General features: G+C 64.0%; 23 protein-coding genes. 9 read left to right on the plus strand and 14 right to left on the minus strand.

The genetic code is table 11. The annotated features are described in order from the left end of the window. Nucleotides 1-44: 44 nt before the first annotated feature. A complete protein-coding gene (pstS, locus tag J2X11_RS03900; protein WP_309966934.1) occupies nucleotides 45-1,139 on the minus strand; it encodes a phosphate ABC transporter substrate-binding protein PstS in 1,095 nt (364 codons plus the stop codon). 122 nt (nucleotides 1,140-1,261) lie between these two features. Continuing rightward, on the minus strand, nucleotides 1,262-2,143 hold the full coding sequence (locus tag J2X11_RS03905) for an NUDIX hydrolase (protein WP_309966935.1): 882 nt from the start codon (nucleotides 2,141-2,143) through the stop codon (nucleotides 1,262-1,264). A 54-nt stretch (nucleotides 2,144-2,197) separates the two neighbouring features. On the opposite strand from J2X11_RS03905, the gene J2X11_RS03910 reads away from it, so the two are divergent. Beyond that, nucleotides 2,198-3,268, plus strand: coding sequence for a hypothetical protein (locus J2X11_RS03910; protein WP_309966937.1), 1,071 nt, complete (start codon nucleotides 2,198-2,200; stop codon nucleotides 3,266-3,268). On the opposite strand, the gene J2X11_RS03915 is transcribed toward J2X11_RS03910, so the two are convergent. Further along, nucleotides 3,265-5,304: an RNA degradosome polyphosphate kinase gene (locus J2X11_RS03915; RefSeq protein ID WP_396127867.1), complete on the minus strand. Its 2,040-nt coding sequence runs from the start codon at nucleotides 5,302-5,304 to the stop codon at nucleotides 3,265-3,267. The two genes, J2X11_RS03910 and J2X11_RS03915, sit on opposite strands and share 4 nt — an antisense overlap. 159 nt (nucleotides 5,305-5,463) lie before the next feature. Between J2X11_RS03915 and J2X11_RS03920 the strand changes: the two genes are divergently transcribed. Beyond that, nucleotides 5,464-6,510 carry an alpha/beta hydrolase gene (locus tag J2X11_RS03920; RefSeq protein WP_309966939.1) on the plus strand — a complete coding sequence of 349 codons (1,047 nt, stop codon included), beginning with the start codon at nucleotides 5,464-5,466 and terminating at the stop codon, nucleotides 6,508-6,510. Here the strand turns inward: J2X11_RS03920 and mshD are convergent, their stop codons facing one another. From mshD to J2X11_RS03935, 3 genes are read right to left on the minus strand one after another with little or no spacing between them, the layout of a single operon-like run. Further along, entirely contained in the window at nucleotides 6,511-7,365 is an 855-nt protein-coding gene (gene mshD, locus J2X11_RS03925) for a mycothiol synthase (protein WP_309966941.1), read from the minus strand. Next, nucleotides 7,362-8,786, minus strand: a complete 1,425-nt coding sequence (locus tag J2X11_RS03930; RefSeq protein WP_309966943.1) for a carboxyl transferase domain-containing protein — start codon at nucleotides 8,784-8,786, stop codon at nucleotides 7,362-7,364. The genes mshD and J2X11_RS03930 overlap by 4 nt, the downstream gene beginning before the upstream one ends. A 13-nt stretch (nucleotides 8,787-8,799) precedes the next feature. Continuing rightward, nucleotides 8,800-9,522, minus strand: a complete 723-nt coding sequence (locus tag J2X11_RS03935; RefSeq protein WP_309966944.1) for a winged helix-turn-helix transcriptional regulator — start codon at nucleotides 9,520-9,522, stop codon at nucleotides 8,800-8,802. A gap of 98 nt (nucleotides 9,523-9,620) precedes the next feature. On the opposite strand from J2X11_RS03935, the gene J2X11_RS03940 reads away from it, so the two are divergent. After that, nucleotides 9,621-9,905, plus strand: a complete 285-nt coding sequence (locus J2X11_RS03940; RefSeq protein WP_309966946.1) for a MoaD/ThiS family protein — start codon at nucleotides 9,621-9,623, stop codon at nucleotides 9,903-9,905. 37 nt (nucleotides 9,906-9,942) lie between these two features. After that, a complete protein-coding gene (locus J2X11_RS03945) occupies nucleotides 9,943-10,737 on the plus strand; it encodes a hypothetical protein (RefSeq protein WP_309966948.1) in 795 nt (264 codons plus the stop codon). Here J2X11_RS03945 and J2X11_RS03950 read toward each other — a convergent pair. From J2X11_RS03950 to J2X11_RS03980, 7 genes are all read right to left on the minus strand, one after another. Beyond that, nucleotides 10,672-12,309 (minus strand): tyrosine-protein kinase domain-containing protein, encoded by a 1,638-nt coding sequence (locus J2X11_RS03950; protein WP_309966950.1) that lies wholly within the window; start codon nucleotides 12,307-12,309, stop codon nucleotides 10,672-10,674. The two genes, J2X11_RS03945 and J2X11_RS03950, sit on opposite strands and share 66 nt — an antisense overlap. A 94-nt stretch (nucleotides 12,310-12,403) precedes the next feature. Continuing rightward, nucleotides 12,404-14,506, minus strand: a complete 2,103-nt coding sequence (locus J2X11_RS03955; RefSeq protein WP_309966952.1) for an acyltransferase family protein — start codon at nucleotides 14,504-14,506, stop codon at nucleotides 12,404-12,406. Then, on the minus strand, nucleotides 14,503-15,084 hold the full coding sequence (locus J2X11_RS03960) for an acyltransferase (RefSeq protein WP_309966954.1): 582 nt from the start codon (nucleotides 15,082-15,084) through the stop codon (nucleotides 14,503-14,505). Before J2X11_RS03960 ends, J2X11_RS03955 begins: the two co-directional genes overlap by 4 nt. After that, entirely contained in the window at nucleotides 15,081-16,343 is a 1,263-nt protein-coding gene (locus J2X11_RS03965; protein ID WP_309966956.1) for a lipopolysaccharide biosynthesis protein, read from the minus strand. Before J2X11_RS03965 ends, J2X11_RS03960 begins: the two co-directional genes overlap by 4 nt. After that, nucleotides 16,340-17,683 (minus strand): O-antigen polysaccharide polymerase Wzy, encoded by a 1,344-nt coding sequence (gene wzy, locus J2X11_RS03970; RefSeq protein ID WP_309966958.1) that lies wholly within the window; start codon nucleotides 17,681-17,683, stop codon nucleotides 16,340-16,342. The genes J2X11_RS03965 and wzy overlap by 4 nt, the downstream gene beginning before the upstream one ends. Next, a complete protein-coding gene (locus J2X11_RS03975) occupies nucleotides 17,680-18,759 on the minus strand; it encodes a glycosyltransferase (protein ID WP_309966960.1) in 1,080 nt (359 codons plus the stop codon). Before J2X11_RS03975 ends, wzy begins: the two co-directional genes overlap by 4 nt. After that, nucleotides 18,756-19,922 carry a glycosyltransferase gene (locus J2X11_RS03980; protein WP_309966962.1) on the minus strand — a complete coding sequence of 389 codons (1,167 nt, stop codon included), beginning with the start codon at nucleotides 19,920-19,922 and terminating at the stop codon, nucleotides 18,756-18,758. Before J2X11_RS03980 ends, J2X11_RS03975 begins: the two co-directional genes overlap by 4 nt. 140 nt (nucleotides 19,923-20,062) lie before the next feature. Between J2X11_RS03980 and J2X11_RS03985 the strand changes: the two genes are divergently transcribed. Continuing rightward, nucleotides 20,063-20,815, plus strand: coding sequence for an FkbM family methyltransferase (locus J2X11_RS03985; protein ID WP_309972280.1), 753 nt, complete (start codon nucleotides 20,063-20,065; stop codon nucleotides 20,813-20,815). On the opposite strand, the gene J2X11_RS03990 is transcribed toward J2X11_RS03985, so the two are convergent. Further along, nucleotides 20,797-21,993 carry a glycosyltransferase gene (locus J2X11_RS03990; protein WP_309966964.1) on the minus strand — a complete coding sequence of 399 codons (1,197 nt, stop codon included), beginning with the start codon at nucleotides 21,991-21,993 and terminating at the stop codon, nucleotides 20,797-20,799. The two genes, J2X11_RS03985 and J2X11_RS03990, sit on opposite strands and share 19 nt — an antisense overlap. A gap of 62 nt (nucleotides 21,994-22,055) precedes the next feature. Between J2X11_RS03990 and J2X11_RS03995 the strand changes: the two genes are divergently transcribed. The 4 genes from J2X11_RS03995 to J2X11_RS04010 all read left to right on the plus strand — a co-directional run bounded on the left by J2X11_RS03995 (nucleotide 22,056) and on the right by J2X11_RS04010 (nucleotide 24,374). Then, nucleotides 22,056-22,463 (plus strand): TlpA family protein disulfide reductase, encoded by a 408-nt coding sequence (locus J2X11_RS03995; protein WP_309966966.1) that lies wholly within the window; start codon nucleotides 22,056-22,058, stop codon nucleotides 22,461-22,463. A 251-nt stretch (nucleotides 22,464-22,714) separates the two neighbouring features. Further along, entirely contained in the window at nucleotides 22,715-23,182 is a 468-nt protein-coding gene (locus tag J2X11_RS04000) for a DUF4395 domain-containing protein (RefSeq protein ID WP_309966968.1), read from the plus strand. Between the two features lie 47 nt (nucleotides 23,183-23,229). Beyond that, nucleotides 23,230-24,078 (plus strand): sulfurtransferase, encoded by an 849-nt coding sequence (locus J2X11_RS04005; protein ID WP_309966970.1) that lies wholly within the window; start codon nucleotides 23,230-23,232, stop codon nucleotides 24,076-24,078. Beyond that, nucleotides 24,078-24,374: a DUF1416 domain-containing protein gene (locus J2X11_RS04010; RefSeq protein WP_309966972.1), complete on the plus strand. Its 297-nt coding sequence runs from the start codon at nucleotides 24,078-24,080 to the stop codon at nucleotides 24,372-24,374. Before J2X11_RS04005 ends, J2X11_RS04010 begins: the two co-directional genes overlap by 1 nt. Nucleotides 24,375-24,403 lie beyond the last annotated feature (29 nt).

A 24,403-nucleotide genomic window follows, 5' to 3' on the forward strand; every position in this document is an offset into this window, starting at 1 on the left:
TGCGGCCGCCCGGCCCGGTCGGGACCGGACGGCCGCACTCTAGATCAGGCTGCGGAGATCGTATCGATCGCGGCCTGGACCTTGCTGCTGAAGTCGCTGCTCAGCGGTGCCGAACCGGCACTCTTGGCAGCGGCTGCCTGTCCGTCTTCGCTGGCTACGTAGGTCAGCCATGCCTTGACGAGTTCAGCCTGAGCTGCATCGTCGTACTTCTGGCATGCGATCTGGTAGGACACGAGGACGATCGGGTAGACGCCAGCTTCTTCCGTCTTGCGGTCGATGTCGATCGCAATGTCGGTGTCGCCGCGACCGTCAACCGGAGCTGCCGAGTCGAGGACCTTGGAAGCGGCCTCAGGCGTCGGGTCGGTGTACTCGTCGCCCACCTTGACGCTGGCCTTGCCGAGGTCGCCGGCCTGGCTCTCGTCGGCGTAGCCGATCGTGCCCTGACCGCCGGTGACGGCTGCTACAACGCCCGAGGTGCCTTCGGCTGCCTCGCCACCCTTGACGGGCCATGTCTCCACGACTCCACCGGTCCAGCCGCCATCGGAAGCCTTGTCGAGGTAGTCAGTGAAGTTCTTGGTCGTGCCCGAGTCATCCGAGCGGTGGACGGCCGTGATGTCGCTGTCCGGAAGATCTGCATCCGGGTTGTCAGCGGTGATGGCCGGGTCGTTCCACTTCGTGATCTTGCCTTCGAAGATGGAGCCGATCGTCTTGGCCGACAGGTTGAGCTTGTCAACGCCATCAAGGTTGTAGATGACAGCGATGGGGCTCACGTAGACAGGAACCTCAACGATGTCGCCCTTGCAAGTTTCCTTGGCAGTGGCGAGCTCTTCGTCATCGAGGTAAGCGTCCGAGCCAGCGAGTGCGAGGCCACCAGCGAGGAACTGCTCGCGGCCACCACCCGAACCAACCGGGTCGTAGTTGACGGTGACGTCAGGGTTCGTGGTCTGGAATTCCTTCTTCCAGGCGGCCACAGCGGCTTCCTGGGCGCTGGATCCGCCAGCGTTCAGGGTGCCAGAGACCTTCGAGTCGCTGCCACCTTCGGAAGGATCTTCGTTTGCGGCGCCACAGGCCGTGAGGCTCAGGGCGATCGTGAGTGCAGCGGCCGCTGTTGCGGAGCTACGGAGGAATGTGCGGTTCACGGGGAGGTTCCCTCTCTGGGATTCTTGCTTGACCCTCCGGACGTTAGAAGTCGCAGGTGTATCGACGTCGGAACCGAGGTGAACGCACGGTGAACGGTGCCGTAACGCTCGTCGCTCGTATTTCAGGCGAGTTTTTCGACCGCGAAGACGGTGCCCTTGCGGTGGTGAATCACGACGCCCTCGCCGGGCGCCAGATCATACGATTCCGTGCCGATGGCCTCGAAGATCCACGGCAAGGTCGGCCGGTGCGTGCAAAGCACAACAGGGCGTTTGCGATCCAGCGTCGCAGCGACCGATCGCTGCACCTGGGCGAACGTCGTGTCCTCGCCGATACGGTCGTCGATCTCGATGAAGGTACTGATCGAGTGCGCGTACGGCTCCACGGTCTGCGCGCACCGCAGCGCGGGGCTGCTGATGACCCGGCCGACACCGTAAGCGGCGAGTATCGGCGCCAGTGTCTGGGCCTGCTCGGAGCCCACTGACGTCAGCGGGCGCTCGAGATCGTCGATGTCCGCTGATCGCGCCGCAGCCTTGCCATGACGCTGAACGATCAGGGTGCGGGAGCGGTGGGCCTTGCTGTCGAGCAGATCGACAAATGACTTGAGCAGAATGCGATCGTGATCGTAGGTCAGCAGTTTTCGTGCTTCCCGCACGCCGACCCAGCGGATCTCATCGACTTCTTTGTTGGGTACGAACGGCTCAGTTTCGCCCACGGCACGAGCCGACCAGTACGTGACGGACTTCAGCCCGCCGGCCACCGGATAGCTGAGCTCGCCCAGAGGATGACCCAGACGCACGCGGGCACCGGTCTCCTCGGCGATCTCACGCGTCGCGGTCGCTTGCAGGGATTCGCCGTCGTCGGTCTTCCCTTTGGGGAAGCTCCAGTCGTCATACGACGGACGGTGAATGAGCAAAAGGTCGACGCGCGGTTCGACTCGGCCGGAGGGTGGGCGCTTGCGCCACACCACGCCACCGGCGGCCTTCGTCGCCTGTTCACTCGCCATGGGCCGTATTGTCCCCTGAGGAAGTGACTGACTGGTGAAGGAGGAGTGGCCCCGATGCGTCTGCGATTCGTCCTCTCATGGGTCCTTGCTCCTCTGCTGGTGATCAGTGTGGCCTTGGCGGGAGGCTACTGGGTCTCGGGTCGCGTTGGCGATACTCGTTCGTCCCTGACCTCGGCGGTGGACTCTTTGCCGGCTGACACGCTGGTCGCGGGTTTCACTGACTGGGCCAATATTCGTGAACGTCTTGATGTCGGTGACGCATCCACAGCCGCAGGACGAGCGACCCTCAATGACGACGCAGCACTGCGTGACCTCTCGACCCGCTCGGTGATCGGGCGTTTTGTCGAAGAGATGCATTCGTTGTTCGGATGGTCGGTCGCCGATCTGGAATGGGAAGTGTTCGGGCAGGCAGCTGACGGAGCTGCGATGGTCGGACGTTTTGATTCGTCGGTCTCGCTGTCCGACGTGCGTGGTGCGCTGCGCAAGCTTGGCTACCAGCAGGACGGCCGCGTGTGGAATGCGTCGGAGTCGACACCGACCACCGGCGATCTGTCCTCGGCGCTCGCGTCGATCGCGATCGTTCCTGGCAAGCATCTTGTCGTCGCAGCAGATCGACCGACATACGTCATGACGGTCCTGCAGACCATCGACCGCGACGAGCCGTCGCTGCTGAGTGTCAGCCCGGCTGCCAAGGTGGCACAAGCGCTCGCGGGCTCCGATGCAGCGCTCATCCAGAGCGGCCCGTTCGCTTGCAGCGGAGCGTCGCTCGAGAAGCAGTCAGCCGACGTACAGGCCCAGGCATCGGCGGCGATTGCGCGTGCCGGCCAGCTCGCTGACTTCGCCTTCGCGGGTCGAGGCCTCACGGATCTGTCGACCAACAAGCAGCAGCTGAAATTCGCCATGGGATTCGACTCGCCATCACAGGCCGCCGCTCAGCTCACGACCCGAAAGGCGCTGGCCAGAGGAGCGTTCATTGGGGGCAGCGGCCGCGTTGAGGACTCGCTCCAGCTGACGGGTTCGCGAGTCGACGGTTCGACCGCGACGTTGCAGTTCGACCACGACCCGGTGACCGCCAGCTATATGGGTGGACTCGGGCCCGTGCTGTTCGCCAGCTGTCCGAGCTAGGAGCGCGAGCGCCTGGAACGAGCCTGATCGGTCAGCGTCGTCTGCAGATCGATTCCGTCGTGCAGGTTCCAGATGCCGTCCGCGCTGAGGTGCCAGGACTTGGTGTCATCGGACGCGCTGGTCTCGAGCAGGTCGCCCAGCTGGGCAATGTGTTCGGCCGACGGTATGCGTACGAGCACCTCGACACGACGGTCCAGGTTGCGGTGCATCAGGTCAGCTGACCCAATCCATGCCTCGGGTTGACCAGCGCCGGCGAACCAGTAGACGCGGCTGTGCTCAAGGAATCGTCCGAGGATGCTGCGCACGCGGATGTTCTCGCTCAAGCCGGCCACACCCGGCCGGAGCGTGCAAATGCCTCGCACCACCAGGTCGACGTTGACGCCAGCTCGCGACGCCTCATAGAGCTTGTCGATGACTGTCTCGTCCACGATTGAGTTGGACTTGATCCGGATCCCAGATGGGAGCCCTGCCCGGTGGTTGCTGATTTCTCGGTCGATCCGCTCGATGAGGCCGTCGCGGAGACCCTGCGGAGCCACCATGAGCTTGCGGTAGGAGAACCGCTTCGCAAACCCCGAGAGGTTGTTGAACAGGTCGCTCAGGTCGTTCGCGATGTCGGGATCCGAGGTCAGCAGGCCGAAGTCTTCGTAGAGCCGTGCTGTCTTGGGGTTGTAGTTGCCGGTGCCGAGGTGGGCGTAGCGGCGCAGGCCGTCGGGCTCGTCACGTACGACGAGTGACAGTTTGCAGTGGGTCTTGAGGCCGACGAGTCCGTAGACCACGTGGCAGCCTGCCCGTTCGAGCTTGCGGGCCCAACGGATGTTGGCCTGCTCGTCGAAGCGCGCCTTGATCTCGACGATCACGAGGACTTGCTTGCCTGCGCGGGCTGCATCGACGAGCGCGTCGATGATCGGTGAGTCTCCGGAGGTTCGGTAGAGCGTCTGCTTGATCGCCAGTACGCGCGGATCTGCGGCGGCCTGCTCAATGAAGCGCTGGACGCTGGTCGCAAACGAGTCGTACGGGTGGTGCACCAGCACGTCGCGCTTGCGCAAAGCGCTGAACAGATCTGCGGGACTGGAGGTCTCGACCTCGGCCAGGTGGGTGTGGGTACCGGGTACGAACGGGTCGAACTGCAGCTTGGGGCGATCGAGGTCGGCAATCTCGTTGAGGCTGCGCAGATCGAGCGGGCCGCGGAGGCGGACGATCTCTGCCTCCTTGATGCCGAGCTCCGAGACCAACAACTCAAGTACGCCGGGGTCGATGGACTCTTCGACCTCAAGACGTACGGGCGGTCCAAACTTGCGACGCAACAACTCCTGCTCGAGGGCCTTGAGCAGGTTCTCGGCGTCATCCTCCTCGACCTCGAGATCCTCGTTGCGGGTCACCCGAAATACGTGCTTGGCGATGACCTCCATACCGGGAAACAGCAAGTCGAGGTGAGCTGCGATCACTTCTTCGATGGGGACGAACCGGCCCGGCTCAGCCTCCATCCAGCGGTTGATGATCGGCGGGACCTTGACCCTCGCGAAGTGATCCTTGCCCGTGTCGGGATTGCGCATCAGGAGCGCGAGGTTGAGTGAGAGGCCCGAGATGTACGGGAACGGGTGGGCTGGATCGACCGCCAGCGGTGTGAGCACCGGGAAGATGCGCTCGCGGTACTGCTGGCTGATCGCGTCGCGTTCCGACGAGCTGAGCGCGCTCCAGTGCAGCAGGTGGATTCCTTCGTCGGCGAGCGCCGGAAGGACTTCGGCGTGGAAGGCCTCCGCATGCTCGACCATGAGCTCCTGGCTCGCGGCCAAGCTGCTGGCTAGGACGTCGCGTGGGCTGAGTCCGCTAGCCGACGGCACAGCGACGCCGGCAGCGATGCGGCGCTTCAGCCCGGCGATGCGCACCATGAAGAACTCGTCGAGGTTGCTCGCGAAGATCGCCAGGAAGCGCGCGCGCTCGAGCAGCGGAATGGCCTCGTCGCGTGCGAGCTCAAGCACGCGTGCGTTGAACGCGATCCAGGAAAGCTCGCGATCGAGGAACCGCTCGTCGGGCAGGTCAGCGTCCGCCGCCTCGTACGGAGGGTCGACGTCGAACTCGTCAGGTGACGCCGGAGCTTCGACGTCAGCGATCGCAATGTCGTGTGATTCCACAGTTCATCGTTACAGACCAAGGTGAACGCAAATTGAACACGTCCATGCGCTAACTTGTGCGCCATGTCCATCGCACATCAGGTGATCGACGGCGCGAAGGGCAGTACTGCCCGCGCTGTGTTGAAGCTTCCTCGACCAGTCCTCCGAAGGCTCGCGGGCGCCCCTGTCGTCATCAACGGACGAACCCTCGATCCAGAGATTCAGTTCCTTTTGAAGCTGCAGCGGCTCGAAGGTCCTGCGGTGGAGACCCTTTCGATCAGCAAAGGTCGGCGCCAGGTCCTGACCAGCGCGAAGCTGACGGGTGGCAACCAGCCGATTGGCGCTGTCACTGACCGATCGATCGATGGCCCCGGCGGACCGTTGCCTCTGAGGTTCTACACTCCTCGCGGTCTCAAGGGACCGGCGCCTGCGCTCGTCTACTTCCACGGCGGGGCCTGGATCTACGGTGACCTCGACAGCCACGACGCAGTGTGTCGAGTCCTCGCTGAAGATGCACAGGTACGTGTCGTGTCGGTCGACTATCGACTCGCTCCTGAGGCGCCGTTCCCTGCCGCATGGGACGACTGCTGGGCGGCCTGGAAATGGATCACCGAGAACGCCCAGGGGTTGGGCATCGACGCCACTCGTATTGCAGTCGGCGGCGACAGCGCGGGCGGCAACATGGCAGCGAGCGTCGCTCAATACGCGAGTACGGACCAGAGTGTGGCCGATCCTGCCTTTCAGCTGCTGATCTACCCGCGCACCGATCTCAGCACTGATAGCGAGAGTCGGCGTCTTTACTCTGAGGGCTACTTCCTCACGAAGGCGTTCATCGAACTCGGTGACGACAACTACCTAGTAGGTGACGAGGACAAGACGGACAAGCGCCTCTCGCCACTTCACCATGATCCGTCGGGAGCTGCGCCGGCGTACGTCGTGACGGCGGGGTTCGATCCGCTGCTGGACGAGGGCAAGGCGTATGCCGACAAGATGGCGGCGGCAGGAGTGCCGGTTGAGTATGTCTGCGAGGACGGCCTGATCCACGGATTCGTGAACATGGTTGGGCTGGGCTCTTCGGCCCCTCGAGCCGTGCGCCGCATGGCGACCGCCCTGCAGCGGGGTCTCAGCTAGTCACTCGTGCGAGTGAGCGTCCGCGACGTGCGGACGTACATACATGACGTCCTTCGCGTGAGGTGTGAAGCCCAGACCTTCATAGACCGCGAGCGCCGGGCTGTTGTCGCCCTCGACGTATAGGTCGACGATGCGCAACCCTGACTCGTACAGGTGGCGTAGGCCGCGAGCGGTCAGCGCCTTGCCGAGCCCGCCGCCTTGGGCATCTGGGTCGATGCCGACGACGTAGACCTCTCCGATGCCCTGCTCGACCTTGGTCCAGTGAAAGCCGACGACTTGCCCGGCACGTTCGGCCACGAATAGCCCGGCCGGATCGAACCAGTCGCTGCTCGCGCGTCGCTCGAAGTCAGCACGATCCATCGATCCCTGCTCGGGGTGGGAGGCGAAGGCTCGAGCATTGACCGCGACGATCGCGTCCAGATCCTCGTCTCGGTACGTACGCAGAGTGATCCCGTCGGGCACGATCTCCGTCGGGGCTTCGACCAGATCGAGCCGAAGAGCGAGCAACGTACGCCCGACTTCCAGGCCTGCGGAGGCTGCGAGCGCCTGCGCTGCAGGCAGATCGCCGTGTGCCCAGAACTCTGACTCGCCGTCGGCGACTAGTTCTTCGACGATGCTTCGACCGATGCCAGTACGACGGTGAGCTGGATCGACGACGACCTCAACGGGCGCGTCACCAGAGGCGTAGGCGGCGCCGATCAGCGCTCCTTCAGGGGTTGTTCGCAGCACGAGCACACGTGCTGAGTCGCGGTTTCGAAGCGCGAGCAGCGTCGCCTCATTGAAGGGTGCGACACCATCGACGGCCGCTGCGCTCTCCGCGAGATCGCCAAATCCCGGCAAACGAGAGGTACTCATCGAATCCGGAGGTCGCGGAGCTGTGCTGCGCACTCGGCGGCAATTGCCTTGGCGAACGCTTCGGGAGTATCACCGGGAGGTTCGGGCACGATGTGGTGCACGGTGCCAGCCTCAAGCAGGTCGATTGCACCGATGCGCTGAACCTCTGCCATCTCGGCTGCGTGCTCAAGGTCGCCGTGCACGATTGCGCTCGCACCCTCCGGAGGCAACGGAGACAGCCAAGCGTTCTCGGCAGCGATGACGACATCGGCTGGCAGCAGCGCGAGCGCGCCGCCACCGCAACCCTGTCCGAGCAGCACCGACACCGTCGGCACTCGCATCGTCGACATCCAGCTGATGCATCGCGCGATCTCGCCGGCAATTGCGCCTTGCTCGGCCTCAGGCGAAAGCTCCGCCCCGGGGGTGTCGATGAACGACACCAGCGGCAGCTTGAGCTCATTGGCCAACCGCATGCCGCGCCGGGCTTCACGCAGAGCTGCGGGCCCCATCGGCTTGAAACGGGTTTGGGTCGTTCGGTCCTGACCGATCACGACACAGGGCTGTCCGTCGAGCCGAGCGAAGGCCACGATCATCGCGCTGTCGCGCTCGCCCTTCTCGGTGCCCTGCAGCCGAACGGTCGCATCGCTTCCGTAGCGCAGCACCTCGCGTACGCCGGCGCGCTTGGGCGCTCGAGTGATTTGAATGGCATCCCACGCGCTTCGGATCCGGTACACCTCGCCACTACGGCGCTCGCGCGTCTGCGGAGTTGGTGCGTCGACCAGCAGGCCGAGGGCGCGATCGATCAGCAGCGGCAGCTCGTCGGGCAGTACGACGGCGTCGATGATGCCTCGATCAGCGAGGTTCTCGGCGGTTTGGATGTTGGGCGGGAACGGTTTGCCTTCGAGCAGCTCGTAGACCTTGGGGCCGAGGAATCCAATCAGGGCGCCGGGCTCGGCGATCGTGATGTGTGCCAGCGATCCCCAGGAGGCGAAGACTCCGCCGGTCGTGGGGTGACGCAGGTAGATGAGGTACGGCAGGCCCGCTGCGCGGTGGTCCATGATCGCCCGCGAGATGTCGATCATGTGGACGAACGCGGGGGTGCCCTCCTGCATACGGGTGCCGCCCGAGGCGGTCGTCGCGAGTACGGGGATGCCTTCAGCGGTGGCCCGGCGTACGGCCGACACGATCCGCTGCGCGGCCTCGCGACCAATCGAGCCGGCGAGGAAACGGAACTCGTTGACGAGCACCGCGACGGGTCGACCGCGCATCAAGCCTCGGCCGGTCAGTACCGACTCATCGGTCCCGGATCGCTCGGCGGCCGCGACCAGTTCTTGGCGATACTGCGGATCGAGTCCACTGTGATCGATGGGGGAATCCCACGATTCGAAGGAGCCTTCATCGAGTACGAGCTCGAGCAGGCCGTGCGCAGTCAGGTGGGCCATCAGGCCTCCAAGACTAGACGGTTGCGGAGTCGGCGTCCTCGTTGTCGCGCGCGGGTTCGGCCTTGGTTGCGACGAAGCGGTAACCAACGTTGCGCACTGTGCCGATCAACGTCTCGTGCTCGACGCCAAGCTTGGCGCGCAGGCGACGTACGTGGACGTCGACCGTGCGTGTGCCACCGAAGTAGTCGTAGCCCCACACTTCCTGCAACAGCTGCTGACGGGTGAAGACCCGGCCCGGATGCTGAGCGAGGAACTTGAGGAGTTCGAACTCCTTGAACGTGAGGTCAAGGCTGCGGTTCTCCAGCTTGGCGGTGTAGCTGGCGTCATCGACGACCAGGCCGCTCGAGGAGATCACGTGGTTCTCGGTGTCACCGTCACGCCCGGCGGCGGCGCGGCCGATACCGAGTCGCAGACGCGCCTCGAGCTCGGCGGGTCCAGCTGTGGTGAGGATGACGTCGTCCATGCCCCAGTCGGCTGCCGCAACGGCAAGTCCGCCCTCGGTCAGGATCAGGATTAGGGGGCATTCGATGCCGGTCGTACGAATCACGCGCGTCAGGCTGCGAACCTGCGCAAGGTCCTGGCGGCCGTCGACAATCACGGCGTCGCACGGAGGCGCATCGAGCAACGCGCTGGCCTCAGCGGGAAGGATCTTGACGTGGTGCGGGAGCAGGGCGAGTGCAGGCAGGACCTCTACCGAGGACTGCTTGCTGCGTGTCAGCAGGAGCAGGTGCGCCATCCGCTACCTCCAGTGTTCGCTGGAATTACCGCTTTTGCCTATGAAAAAGGGCCATGGTGAATCACCGTGGCCTCGTTGCATGCTCAACAATACGACATGTGTCAGAACAATTTCCACCAGATGAGAACGACGTCACAGTGCGCTACTGGGCGTCGGCTCGTTCGGCAGCAGGCCTTGCCGAGGAGACCGTTGCAGCCGGATCCCTCGCGGACGTCCTGGCGGAGATCACTCGCAGACACCGAGACAGTGACCGGTTCGAGGACGTCATCGACGCGTGCTCGATCCTGATCGACGGCACTCCGGTCGGATCACGGGAGCACTCAGACGTACGAGTGTTTGCTGGCAACACGGTCGAACTTCTCCCGGCCTTTGCTGGAGGTTGACCGGCGCCGCGAGACCCTGACCTGCCATCATTCGGGGGTGCCGAACGTCGCCTCAACGCTGCTGTCCTCATCTCTTGCGGGACTGCTGACGCTTGCAGCCTTCACGGATCCGTGGCTGGTTGCAGCTGTTGTCGTGGTGGTCCAGTTGCTCATCGCGCTGGCACCCGGACCTGTTAGTGACGTCGAGGTGCCACGTTTCGTACCTGTTGCTGGTGCTGGTCTGGTCGCCACTGCCCTGACGATGTGGCCGGGCGCACTCGAGGGCGCCGACGGCACCTCCGCCAAGGTGTTCGGCCACGCCGACAACGGCATCATCGCGTCGATCATGCCGGCGATCGTCGTGGGCGTCTTCCTGACGCTGGCCACACAGATGCTTCGCACCGATGGCCGTACGAAGCTGGTCTCGACGGCCTCATACTCCGTGGCGCTCAGCGTCTGTGCGGCTTTGACCGTGGCATGGATCGGCGCAGTCAAGTCGTTTGGCCAGGAAGAAGTTGTTGCCGTTGGCGCCGCGGGAGTGGGTGCTGGTCTCTTGGTGTGGCTCCTGCCGATCGACCGCTGGGTATGCGGCTCACTCGCGACCGTGGCCGGCGCAGGCGCAGGTGCGGCTGTCGTGCTCAACGTCGACACCACCATGACCTGGGTGCTTGGGCTGACTCTTGGAGCTACCGCGGCGGTGTTCGCGATCCTTGGTCAGGTGCTCGGTCGTGAATGGGCGCAGGGACATTCTCACCCGGCTGCCGGGTGGGGCCTTCCCGGTGCGCTGTCAGTCGCGCTCGCTGCGCCGATCGTCTACATCGCCGGCCAGCTGATTGGCGCCCCCGGCTTTTGAGTGATGGCCGAGTTCAGCCGATACGGGCTCAGACTCGAGTACGTCAGTCTCGTCGCTGGCACTGGCCTTGTGTGAGGCGCGGCGCTCCTTGCGCGACAAGCCTGGCTCGGCCTCAGCCTTGGCGGCGGCCTTGTCTGCCTTGCGGGCTGCTCGGCGCTGCTTGCGCGACAGGCTTGCCTCGGCATCCGCTTCCGAGGACTCCGTGGTTGCCCGGGTCAGCTGGTCAGGTGCGTAGCCGTATCCGTAGCCATAGCCCTCGCGGCCGCGACGGGAGACGGGCGTCATGTTGAACACCGTGCCGGCCAGGCGTGCACCGACTGAACGCAGGCGCTCAACAGCACCGCTGACCTGACCGCGTGTGGTCGAACCGTGACGGACCACGAGGATCGCGCCATCCGTCACGGGAGCGAGTACGGCCGCGTCTGCGACAGGAAGAAGAGGTGGTGCGTCGATCAGCACGATGTCGTACGACCGGCGCAGCTGAACGAGAAGCTCTCGTAGCTCTGGGGATTGCAGCAGATCGGTCGGGTTCGGCGGGATGGTGCCTGAGGTGATGACATCCACTCCGTGCGATTGCTGAACCGCTTCCTGCCATTCGACTTCGCCGACAAGAACCGTGGTCAGACCGACGGCACCCTCGATCCCGAGATACGTCATGACCCGCGGCCGGCGCAGATCTGCCTCAAGAAGGAGTACGCGCTTGCCGGACTCGGCCAGGCTGAGCGCGAGGTTGATCGTGGTCGTCGACTTGCCTTCGCCGGGCACAGCGCTCGTGACCACGAAGACCTTGCTGGCTCCGCCGAGCTTGACGAACTGAAGGTTGGTGCGGAGTACGCGATAGGACTCAGCTCGCGGCGAATGGGTGTCGAGCGCGCTGATGAGTGGCCGCTTCCCCGCCCCTCGGTCGTAGTGCACGTTTCCGAGGAGTGGCGCGCCGCCGGTCCTCGTGGCCAGTTCCTCAGGCGTTGTCGTGGACTGATCCAGCACATCGCGGATGGCGGCCAGGGCCACACCAAGAAGGAGGCCCAGCATCGTCGCCACGATCAGATTGCGAATCGGCTGCGGGCTGATGGGTTGATCTGGCGTCGTTGCCCTGTCGACGATCGTTGCCTTGACCGGCGCTGCGCTCTTGCCGTCTGGCGTCTCGAGCTCCTTGACGTAGCCCACAAAGACTTCGGCGATGGTCTGTGTCAGAAGCTGCGCGCGATCGGGATCAGCATCCGTGACGCTGATGCTGAGTACGACGGTGTCGAGCCGGGCGAACGCCGTGATCTGGCTCGCAAGTGCTCGGGGCGACTCGTTGAGGTTGAGCTTCTGAACCACGCGGCGCGAGATCTCTTCACCCGTGAGGAGGTCCGCATACGACTTGACGCGGGACTGCGACAGGAGGTTGCCCGAGTAGGCGCTGTTCGAGTCCGACTCCTGGGTCGACACGAAAAGACGTGCTGACGAGGCATACATGGGTGTGGCGCGCGACGTGAGAAACGCGGCGGCGCCCGTACATATGAGCAGCACGACCGCGATGGTGATCCATCGGCGTCGGGCGATCCGAAGGTACTGGATCAATCCCATGAAACCCTCCCAGAGAACGTTCGAGCGGTCATGCGAACATCTCGGTCACAGTAGCGGAACTCCAGTGCAAGACAGGAACGAGTCTCGGGCGGCTTCATGGCGAATCCTTTGTCGAGGAAGTCAGCAGGCTCGTGAACAGCGGGGCCAGAGTCATGCTGGCTGGCACTGAGAGGTGAGAGGCGTCGCGATAGATCCAGTGACCGTCTCGGTAGGTCGAACACTCTGACTTACGACAGAGCTGATCAACCAGGTCGATTGACTCGGGTCGATCTGCCTCGGGCACGAGGTTGAACGCGTCGATCGCGGGCTGTCGCTCCGCGAGCATTACGCGGCGATCGATCGTGAGGCCGCATGATGGCGCATCAATGGCGATTCTCGCGAGCGGACAGGACTGTGCCAACCAGGGATCGCCGTGGGGATAGTTGAACCGCAGGGCGGGTTGGACGAATATCACCCGGTGGCCGTCCGCACGGAGGTTGGCGAACGTATCGGCGAGCCCGGCGGCATACGCTTCTAGCCGCTTGCTCTGAGACTGCGCTGTCTTGCCGTCGTGACCTTCGAACGCGTACTTCTCGCCGTTGAGGAAGGTGGTCCCGCCGAGCGAGAGCACGACTGTGCCGGGAGGTTGTTCGCTCAGCCAGCTCAAGGCAGATCTGACGTACGTACGACACTCAGTCATCTCCATGCCGTCAGAGACGACGTTGACATCCATGAACGGACAGGCCGACCTGGCACCCAACAGGAGGTCGACGCCTGCGCTCTTGGTTGTCTGCGCGAGTACGTCAGAAAGCTGGCCGGCGGTGGAGTCACCGAGAAGATAGACCTTCGCTCGGCCCCCGTGGCTGAGCATGCAGTCCGTACGTGCCCGTTGTGCGAGCGGCACGTCAGAGCTGCAGCCGATGCGGCTGTCGAGATGCAGTGGCGTGACCTGCGAGTCCATCGCCTGTGCGGCAGGCACGCCCCACTGAGAGCGTGTGCCGCCAAAGATGATGCCGGCCGTGATGGCGCCGACAAGCGCGAGCGTTCCCAGTGATCGCCACGTCCAGGCGCTCGTGCGTCGACCAAGCGGATCAACAATTGATCGCGCACGATACCGACGCTCGACGTGGTCGTACGAGATCTTGGCGACCCAGATTGAGGCGAGAGCTGCCAGCGGGGGAATCCACCATCGCCCCGGCAGGAGTGCTGTTGCGATCACGATGATCGGCCAGTGCCACAAGTACCAGGAGTAGGAGCGATCGCCCGCCCATACAAAGGGTCTGAGTTCGAACAGTCTGCGGACCCAGGTGTCTCCGGCCGCGCCTACAGCGATGAGCGCCACTCCGATCGCGACAGGGAGGAGGGCGAGAGCGCTCGGGAAGACCATCGTGGTGTCGTATGCGAAGAACAGCACGACATACGCCAGCAGTGCCGTCGTGGCCACGCTCAACAGCACCCGCGGGCTGACTCGTTCGATCCGGTGCCACCACAGCGCCAGCAGGCCGCCGGCTGCGAATTCCCAGGCTCGCGAGACGGAGGAGTAGTACGTGATGTTGTGCATGGACGCCGCGAGCGACGTCCCCTGCGACGCGACGTACGCCATGGCCAGGCAGGCGATGAACGACAGGAGGCCCAGGCAGCCAATCAGTACCTTCGCGTTGCGAACCCGGCGTCCATGGGTTGCTCCTACGGCCAACCCGAGAGTCAGCAGCCATGGAAACACGGCGTAGAACTGTTCCTCGACCGAGAGCGACCACATGTGCAGGAAGACGTTCTGGTCCGCCTCGAACTGGAAGTACCCGCCAGAGATGAAGGGAAGTACAAGGTTCGCGACCGAGAAGATGGAGGCGAGTCCGGTGATGGCGGCGACACGTTGGGGTCCCAGCGGGCTCAGCAGCACCGCACTCGCGATGAGCGTGACGATCACGCACACCACCAGCGCCGGGAGAAGCCGCGCGACTCGTCGCTTGTAGAAGGTTCGAAGGGAGATTCGCCCGGTCCGTTGTCGCTCGTGCAGCAAGAGCCGTGCGATCACGAATCCGGACAGTACGAAGAACACGTCCATCGTCACGAAGCCGCCTGCGAACGGGATTCCAGCATGGGTGGCGACGACGACGGAGGCGGAGAAGCCGCGAATTCCCTGCACGTAGTCGAGCCGCGGCAGGTCGCCGCTGTTCGACGGGTCGGGCAGGTCGGTCGGCTGGTCGCTTGAGGTCATGCGGTTCGCGGGGTCATGCCGGTGTCACGAATCTTGCGCGCAGGCACGCCTGCGTAGGTCGTGTTGGGTGGTACGTCGGAGGTCACCACGGCAGATCCCGCGACGATGGCGTTGTCGCCGATCGTGACTCCCGGCATGATGCTCACGCCAGATCCGATCCACACGTTCTCGCCGATCGTGACTGGGCTGACAACGAACCGCATCTCCTCGATCGGGTGCTTCGGGTCATGGTTCGAATCTCGAATCATCGCGTACTCGCCGACGCCTGTTCCGCGGCCGATAGATACGCGTTCCTGTGCAGATATCACTGCATGGTGTCCGATGAAGAATCCATCAAGTTCCAGCCGGGCGCCGCGGCTCGCCACGAGGTAGACGTCGCTGCCGACGTGGGCGTTGCCGATCCGCAAGTATGCGTCTCGGGCAAGCTCGATCCTGGTCCGGCGCTGGATCCGGACTCGACCCGTCAGCTCGACGCCTTCGTGGGACAGTCGCAGCTTGGTGCGGCGAAGGAAGAGCCCCGTTGGGCGGGTCAAGCGACGAGTTGTGCGTACCAGGGTCGGCGTGAAGCGACGGATCATTGAGGGCCTCCTGTGGGGGCGACGACATCAAACTTCGTCGGATGCTTGCGGGCAAGCCGTAGGGTCGCGAAAGCTCCGACGACGGTGTAGAGCGCGACGCACGCCCACGCGCACCCAGTCGCGTCTCCCAGCCGTGCACCGAGCAGGTACGCGGGAACCGAGCCGAGCCCGGCGAGCAGGCCGACGAACGAGACCTCTGATACCCATCCGCCGCCGATGAATCCGCGCACCGCAAAGATGAACAGTGAGAAGCCCCACTCCGCCGCCATCAAGATGGCCAGCAGACCGACTGAAGCCGCGTACTCATCGCCGAATACTGGGGTGAAGAGGAAGTGCGCGGCCACGACGAGTGGGATTCCCATGATCGTGACGGCCGCGAGACCACCTAGTTGTGCGCGGACGATCGAAAGGTCGGATCGCCGAGTGGCGATGTCATTCGTCAGTAGTTGGGCCACGGCCGTGGGACCGATGCGTACCGTCTCCGCAACTGTCGCAGCGAGCGCATACGTCGCGACGGCTTGAGGCCCGGCCACTGACGCCAGGATGATGCGATCCGAGCGCATCAGCAGGGCCATACCGATCGGGTGGCCCAGGGAACGCGCTCCTGTGGCGACCAGTTGCGAGTAGGGGAGTCGAGCGGGTGAGCCCACAGCCAGGACGCCGTGTTGGCGACCGTAAACGATGCTCGCGGCGACGGATGCGCCCGAAAAGAGAGCCTGCAGCAGCACCAGGGTTGAGGCAGACGCGTGTGCAAGGCAACCGAGCACGACTCCAGCGAGGCCGACGACGGCAGCGGAGGCGGCCCAGCGGGCTCCTATACGGAACTTCCCCTGCGAGTACCAAGCCTCGGTGATTTGTTGCGTGGCCACGAGGACGCAGACGGACACCGAGATCGCCAGGACAAAGGGACCGGACCGGAGCGCGTCGTCAGTGAGGTATGAGAGCGGGATGCACAGAACTGCCGCGATCAGCGCACCGAACACGGATGACGCAACGCTGAGCCGGGTGTAGGCCGCGACGACTCCCATCGCTTCGGAGTCGGGCGAGCGCGGAAGGATGCTCCGTAGAGCGTTGCCAGTACCGAGAGTCAGGATCGGCGAGATCAGGGTTGGGATGGCTAGGGCTACGACCATGAGTCCACGATCTGCCGCCGGCAGCACGACAGTGCTCAACAGGGCTGCGGACGCATTGGCCGCAACCTGGACGACGGTGCCGGACATCAGAGACGTGACAGCTTGGCGCCGTTTGTTGGTCGTCATGGTTCTTGCGCCTGCCGGGGTGGTGGCCACAACAGGATCAAGCCGATGACGATGACGCCAACAATCCACCGAGCTGGCACGGGCGCGAAGTCGTTGCGGACACTCGCCATCAACGGCGTCAGCGTCATCACGATGATCGCCGAGCCGAGGGTTGTGTCCGGAAGACGGTCGAGTATTCCGATGACCAACCCGATGGCGGCCATGAAGCACAGCACGAAGAGCGGGCCGCCGTTGCGGAGCCCCTCGGCAACGGGTGAACCGCCGATCGGTCCGGCACGCTGGAGGATCTCGACGTTGAACAGCCGAAAGTCAGGAGTCGGCGGATGGCCGCCCGCTAGGCGTTCAACGAATCGAAGCATGGGGGCGATGAGCGTCACGCCGTGGTGGGGTGGCTCCCCGCCTGCCATCCACTCCTGGACGACGACGACCGGTTTGATGCTGTAGCCCAGCTCAGCCAGACCCTGCATTGGGGCGACACCGACGTCAGTGGGGTTCAGGAGCGCTTGAATTCCACCGAGCCGAGTCTGTCTGATGATGCTGGCAACCGTGAGGGTCGCGATCGCCGCCGGAAGAACGAAGAGAAGGTTGAAATGCCGCCTCCGGCCCTCGATGACGACCAGCGGCGCGGCCGCGAACAGAACGGGCCCGCGGAATCCGATCGGCAGGAGGATCAGCGCCACGATGACGAATGCGGCCCAGCCGGCCGTGCGAGCTTTGCCGTCTGCAGCGATGAGAAGTCCGCACCCAGCGGTCAGGAATCCGAGTCCGTACGCGAATCCTCGTCCTGTACCCAGCGCAAAGATCTGGTCGTACGACAGTGTGAAGATGTTGTCGCCAATGACGACCGGCATCAGCAAGAGGATGGCTGCCACCAGCAGTGCGGCGCCCGCAACGGTGAGCCGCGTCTCGATTGACGCGCCGTCCGCCGCGCGGAGTGGCAGCTTGATCTGGGGTGCGCACAACGCTCCGACGGTGAAGGCAATCATCGCGAAGCACACGATCGTCACGGCTGGCTCGAGGTTGCGTGCCGTGATCCAACCGCTCTCGAATCGGTTGAGGAATGCCTCTTCCCCGATGAGCGCAGTGGCAATGACCAGGCCTCCGTGGAACAGGCCGAAGACGATCAGGTAGACGCCGCGACCCTCGACGAGGCCACGCTTGGGTGACCAGACCGTAAACAGAAGCCCTATCCACGTGATGCAGAAACCGATGGCGAGAGTGCCCATGCCGTGACTTGGCCCGGTCGCGATGAAGATCGATGCGAGGAGCGCGATGGCAAGCCCGGCAATCACCCGAGGCCCGGCCCCGAGATCCCTTTCCTGAATTGCGTCGGTCGTCATGCCGACCACGCGTCCCGCCACACCGAGACATTCTTCTTGAGGTCGAATTGGGAGTCCACCATCGATCCGCGAAGCGTCGCGGCATCGGCCGACCTCGCGGCAATCTGAATCGCCTCGGCCCATACGTGCACCGGTTCGTCGAGCGACACGAGCCAGATACCGGGCATCGTCTCCGCAAGCTCGCGGATCGTCGGCAAGTCACTCGCCACAACAGGGACTCCCGTTGCCAGTGCCTCCAGAATCACGCCCGGAAGACCCTCCCGGAATGACGGCAGTACCAGCACGTTCGCCTGACGCAGAAGGTCTGGCGCATCGGAGCGGGCGCCCAGCAGCTGCAGACCCTCAGGTAACGATTTGCTGAGGTCGTCCGATCCGCCTTCGCCTGCCACGAGTGTCTTCCACGGGCCCAGCGTGAGCAGCTCCCGCTGGATCGGGACGAGATGAGCTCGGTTCTTCTCAGGTGAGGCGCGACCGAGGTACAGGACTGTGCCACCTGGGCCGAGTGGAGGCGGTGTGGAAGGGGGGCGATATCGGTCGAGGTCGATGGCATTCGGCATGACCACGCTGCGGGCGGCGATCCGCCGACGTGTTGCACCGTGCTGTTGCACCCAATCCAGGGAGGACTGGGTCACGCCCGAGATTTGTTGCGCTGTCACACCGAGCAGCGTTGCGGCCAGGTATCGGTATGCCCGGCGCAACATGCCAGTGTCGTGGCTGTCGCCGGTGCTGTGCATACGGGCGATCCGCTGGTCAGCCCTGGCTGCCCACGCGACCGCAAGAATGACGCCGCTGGTCAGGGAGACGTGGGACATGACCACGGCCGGGCGATGTCGCCGAAAGATCAAGAAGAGCTGAATCACGAACGAAGGTCGCCACGAGATCCGCAACGGGATCACCTTCGCACCAGCCGCTAGGAACTGCGGGGCGAGTTCTCCCTTTCTTCCCGAGAGGCATACGAACGTCTGCGAGACCTCCGACGCGGGTAACGCCTGGCAGAGCTCAAGCGCCCTGGTTTCGGCTCCGCCAACGTCGAGCGCGCCGAGGATGTGGACAACCTGCCGTGCCGGGGGCGTCATGCCTGAGTCCTCAAAACCGCTCCGACAGCGTCAGTCCACGTATCCAGTAGCGTCGCCTGGTGCTCACCGGAGAAGCTATGCGAACGCTCGAGGTTTCGCCGTCCCTCAACCTCGCGCAGATCTTCGTCCGCAAGGAGTTCACCGATGCGATCCGCGAGTACGGAGGCGTTCTCGGGTGGGATGCACCAATGCTCCGGCAAGAGCTCGGGAATTCCGCCCACTCGAGTACTGACACATGGAAGAGATCGTGCCATCGCTTCGATCAAGGCGCGCGGCATCCCTTCCGCAAGTGACGGCATGGCAAAGATGGTGCTGGCATCGAGCTCAGCCCGTATTTCTGAGTGAGCAATCTGACCGGTGAACCTCACCCGGTTCTCGATGCCGAGGTCGCGACACTGACGCCGGAGGGTTCGTTGGTAGATGCCCTCGCCGACGAGTACAAGCTCGATGTCCGGATAGTCGCCGATCAGCGATGCCACGGCTTCGATCAGGTAGTTGTGGCCCTTGTATGCGACTTGCTGCGTGCCGACGGAAATGATGCGTGCGTTGCGGGGTTCTTCCGCCCGGATGGGCTGCGGATGGACCACAACGTCGGAACATGCGACGGCGACGGCGTCCTTGTTCGGCGGATAGTTCTTCTGCAGATACTCATCTGTCACGTAGCGCACGACATCGCCGCGCCTGACACACCAACGCGTGGCCGCGACGGCGGGAATGGACATCCAACGCGCTGGTCGACCGATCACGCCCGAATGGAGTACATCGCGTGGATCACCAACAACCTGCAGGACGATGGGCAGTCGACGCACTGTGGCTGCCAGAACCGCGAGGATGCCGATGATCCCGGGCTGCTTGACGACAATTGCGGACGACGTGAACGTCAGGCGAAAAATCGTCCAGGCGAGGCGAGGCAGCACGACAACCATCGCGCGAGCGTTCACGTAGTACGGCAGTGCCACGAACTCGCCTGACAGCTGATGTTTGCCGGATCCCGTGCTCTTGGTGATGCGTCCCGCCAGCCGCAAATTGGTGCCCTGCGGAAGAGTCCGAGTCCACCCGTCGCCTGCGAGCATGGACTCGTTGGTCAGGACTGCGCCCTCCGCGCCACGCACGAATCGGGACTCGACAAACACGGTGACGGGCCGGGCATCCGGTTCGCTCACGTGGTTGGACTTTCCGCTCGTGGTGGACGGGACGGTGGGGAACCTCAGTCTGGGGCACCAGGCCGCGTGAGGCACGCGAATCGGGCTACTGTGCCGCCATGCTCGCGCGTATGAAAGACGTGGCCGTCAGCGTCGTCAGGATGCTATACCTCGCAGGTCGACGTCGTGAGTTTGCGTACGTTCATCGAGACAGGCTAACCGGAGGCTGGGTCCACCGTTATCGAGGAACTTCGGTGGTCTCGCCGACCCCTCGTGGGGCGCCGTGGTCCATCAGGAACAGGGATTCTCGTGACGTCTGGTTTTGGGCCGGCTCGCCGTCTCCTGGAGACACCGTCATCGAGGTCGGCGCTGAATGTGGCACCGACACAGTCGTCCTGAGCCGCATGGTGGGTCCGACTGGTCGGGTGATTGCGATAGAAGCTCATCCGGGAACTTTCGAGTTCCTCGCCCGCGCCGTCGAGCTGAACAAACTCGACAACGTTTCGCTCGTGAACGCTGCGGTCGCCGATGCTCCCGGCGTGTTGACGATCTCTGACGACGGGGTGGACGGAATCTTGTCCAACAATGTCGTGACGTCCGCCGACGCTGGGGTCACTGTCAAGGCAGTAACTCTCGATGAGCTGTCCGAAGGTCTCGCACGCGTCGACATGGTGCGAATGAATATCGAGGGTGCCGAGAAGCTCGCTGTTCGCGGTATGGACCAGACCGCGAGACGCGCATCGCTCGTGATCATCGGGTGTCACGACTTCAGGGCCGACCGCGGAGACGGTGAGGAGTTTCGCTCCTCAACAGAGGTCGAGGCAGCTTTGGAGAGTTGGGGCTTCGATGTCCAACGCCGGGCTGATGATGCGCGGCCATGGGTGCGCGACACCCTCTACGGACGCCGCAGCTGACCGTTGGGCTGAGCGGTTTCCTCCAACAGGTCGACCAACGCCTTGGCGAGTGTTTCGGGATCGAAGTTCCGAGCCTCCCGGGCTGCGGCTCGTAGGCCCCACGCACGAAGGTGTTGTGGGCCGAGCGACGCCACCTCCGACATCTTCTGTGCGAGTGCTTCGACGTCGCCGGCGGGCACGATCCAGCCGGAGTCCGGGTCGACTGTTTCGGGAAGTCCTCCGGCATCGCTGACGAGACTCGCCACTCCCGACGCTGATGCTTGGCGCGCGGCACCGTGGTTTTCCGACAGTGACGGACTCACTGAGACATCTGCCGCGGCGTAGTACGGCCGTACGTCGGACAGCGTGCTCAGCCAGGTCACAGTCGGGTCGTCCTGAATGTTGAATCGCTCGATGAGTTCCTGGCGAAGCGTTTCGCCCGCAGCGTCGAATCCGGAACCCACCAGCAGCAAATGCGCAGATGGGCGGCTGGCCGACACTGCTTGCCAGGCTTCAAGAAGGATGTCGTGGCCCTTGATCCCGCGTCCCTTGTGGGTCATCCGCTTTGCCGCATAGACGTACGCGACCATGACGAAGAGAGTGGTGTCCTCATCGAGGCCGAGAGTGGCACGCGCTGCCGCTCGATCGGACGGAATGGCCGGTCTGAACTGGCCTGCCTGCATCGCGTACGCGACGGTCTGGACCGAAGGACCCTTGCGACTGAGGCCTCGGTAGACGCGGGCGGTGTATTCGCTGCCAGCCACGATGACGGTGTCAAGACGCATCAGAATCCGTTCGAAGAATCGGATCAGGGCTGACTCGAGGTAGAGCGGTCCGGCCACCATGTGAACTCGGGGAACGCCCATCCGCACGGTCGCCAGTCGAGTCGCGAGTGCGGATGCGTACAGGTGATAGTGAAGGACGTCTGGCTTGAGTGACCGGAGCTGCTTTCGGAGGCGCCTCAGTCCGAGCAGGGTCGATGGGGTTGGCCGCAGCCGAAAGTTGAACTGAGACTCCACGACGGTGAACGCGGCCTCGTCCAGCTCCCGTCTCAGGCGACCATCGCCTGACGGGATCACCACGACTGGGTGATGTCCGCGGCGGCTCATTTCATGGAGGTGGGGGAGGATCCACAAGCCACCCTCGTTTGTCTTGAGGACAACAGCGATCCTCAAGGCAGTCGCGGGTTGGGTCGTCACCGTCGTGAGCCTAGTCATCTCACAGATCGGGACGCCTGTGAACTGCCACGTACGCTTGGAGTGTGGGTCCCCTCGTCCTGATTGCGGCGCTTGCGCTGACGGTCGTCATCGCTGTCGTACTGCAGCTGAAGAATGGCCGGTTTGCCTCGAAGCCCGACGGTGAGCGGCTCGGCGTCGGTGAACTCGGTGCCCCCCTCGGTGAGCGTGCAACGCTCGTTCAGTTCTCGAGCGCATTCTGCGCACCCTGCCGAGCAACGCGCGTACTCCTGACCGACATCGCAGCCAAGACCCCGGGCGTTGTCACGATCGAAATCGACGCCGAGGAGCAGCTTGAGCTGACCCGAAAGCTCAACATTCTGCGTACGCCGACAGTGTTGGTTCTCGATGCCAAGGGTCGGGTCACCCGTCGCGCTTCGGGCCTTCCGCGGCGTGAACAGGTACTCGCGGCGCTCAATCACGCTGTGGTCTGAGCCACACTCCCCACGTACGAATCTCGCGATATGGGACGGGTGTCCATATGTCGGGACGAATCGAGGATTGCGGCCATTTCCTCCCTACTCTGGATGACATGTTCCAGACGACACATCTCACGCGACGCAGGGCAGTGGACAACTGCTGCATGTGCTCGTCGCTGTGTCGTATGCGCTGACCCTTCATCCCCGTCAGCCCGTCACCAGCCCGGACCACCGGCCGTGACCCCCGAATGCCCAGGAGCAGTTACATGTCTTCCCAAGACACCGTCGCAAGACAGCAGTCCGCACCGACTCAGGTCGATCCGCGCGGTCTGCGCGTCGCCGCCGGCATCACCGCCGTCGTTGTCGCACTGGTTCTCGTACTGCCTTCGCCGGCGCGCGAGATCTTGCTGGCTGTCCAGGTTGCTGTGTTCGCCACCGCGGCGTTCGTCGGACTTGGTCGCTCGCCCTACTCGATCTTCTTCAAGAAGTTCATCCGTCCCCGGATCGGCGCTCCCGCCGAGCTCGAGGACTCCCGTCCGCCGCGCTTCGCGCAGCTCGTCGGTTTCGCGTTCACCGCAGTAGCACTGGTCGCCTTCTTGGCCGGTGCCACCACGGTCGGGCTCGTGGCCACGGCATTCGCGCTCATCGCAGCACTGCTCAACTCGGTCCTCGGCTTCTGCCTGGGCTGCGAGCTCTACCTTCTGCTGCGCCGGTTCACGCCGGTCAGTGCCTGACAAACGTCCCGTAACACTCACGCATCACACACCAATGGAGGAACCGTATGAGCCGCGAATCCGCGCTCGTCACAGCTGACTGGGTCGAAGAGCACCTCTCCGACTCCAACGTCGTTCTCATCGAGGTCGACGAAGACGCTGACGCCTACGACAAGGGTCACATCGCCGGAGCAGTCAAGATCGACTGGCGCAAGGACCTGCAGGATGGCGTCCGCCACGACTTCATCGACGGCGATCGCCTCGGCGCGCTGCTGTCGTCCAAGGGCATCAGCAATGACGACACCGTCGTCTTCTACGGCGGCAACAACAACTGGTTCGCCGCCTACGCTTACTGGTACCTCAAGTACTACGGCCACGAGAACCTTCGTCTCCTCGACGGCGGTCGCAAGAAGTGGGAGCTCGACAGCCGTGAGTTGACGACCGAGGTCGCCGAGCGTCCCGCGACGACGTACGTCGCCAAGGCGCCCAACGCTGACATTCGTGCGTTCCGCGACGAGGTCATCGCTGCCATCGGCACCAAGAACCTCATCGACGTACGCAGCCCTGACGAGTACGCCGGGCGCCTCCTCGCTCCGGCGCACCTGCCGCAGGAGCAGGCTCAGATCGGCGGTCACATCCCGACTGCCGGCAACGTGCCGTGGAGCAAGGCTGCCAACGACGACGGCACCTTCCGCAGCGACGAAGAGCTCAAGGAGCTCTACGCCGAAGCCGGTCTCGACGACGCCAAGGACACCATTGCCTACTGCCGCATCGGCGAGCGCAGCTCGCACACGTGGTTCGTACTCAAGGAGATCCTGGGTCACGAGAACGTCAAGAACTACGACGGATCGTGGACCGAATACGGCGCTCTGCGCGCTGTGCCTGTCGCCCTCGGCGACGAGCCGGGTGTCGCCTGATGTGCGGCGCGATCCGAGGCGGACCGAGCCTCGAAGGCGTTGACGTCGCCAACGAAGCCGTCATCCAGGGTGTCGTCACGCGTGACGGCGAGCCCGTCGGCAACGCGTACGTTCGTCTGCTCGACCGTACGGGCGAGTTCACCGCTGAGGTTCCGACCTCCGCCACGGGTCAGTTCCGGTTCTTTGCCGGCCCGGGTGACTGGACGCTCCGCACGCTTGCCCCGAAGTCAGTCTCGGTCGACAACGCCGTGACCGCTGCCAAGGGCATCGTCGCAGAGGTGCTTGTCGCCGTCTGATCGTTTGTAGCTAGTCCAGGGACGCCCTT

The organism is Aeromicrobium panaciterrae, from assembly GCF_031457275.1.
Taxonomy (GTDB): domain Bacteria; phylum Actinomycetota; class Actinomycetes; order Propionibacteriales; family Nocardioidaceae; genus Aeromicrobium; species Aeromicrobium panaciterrae_A.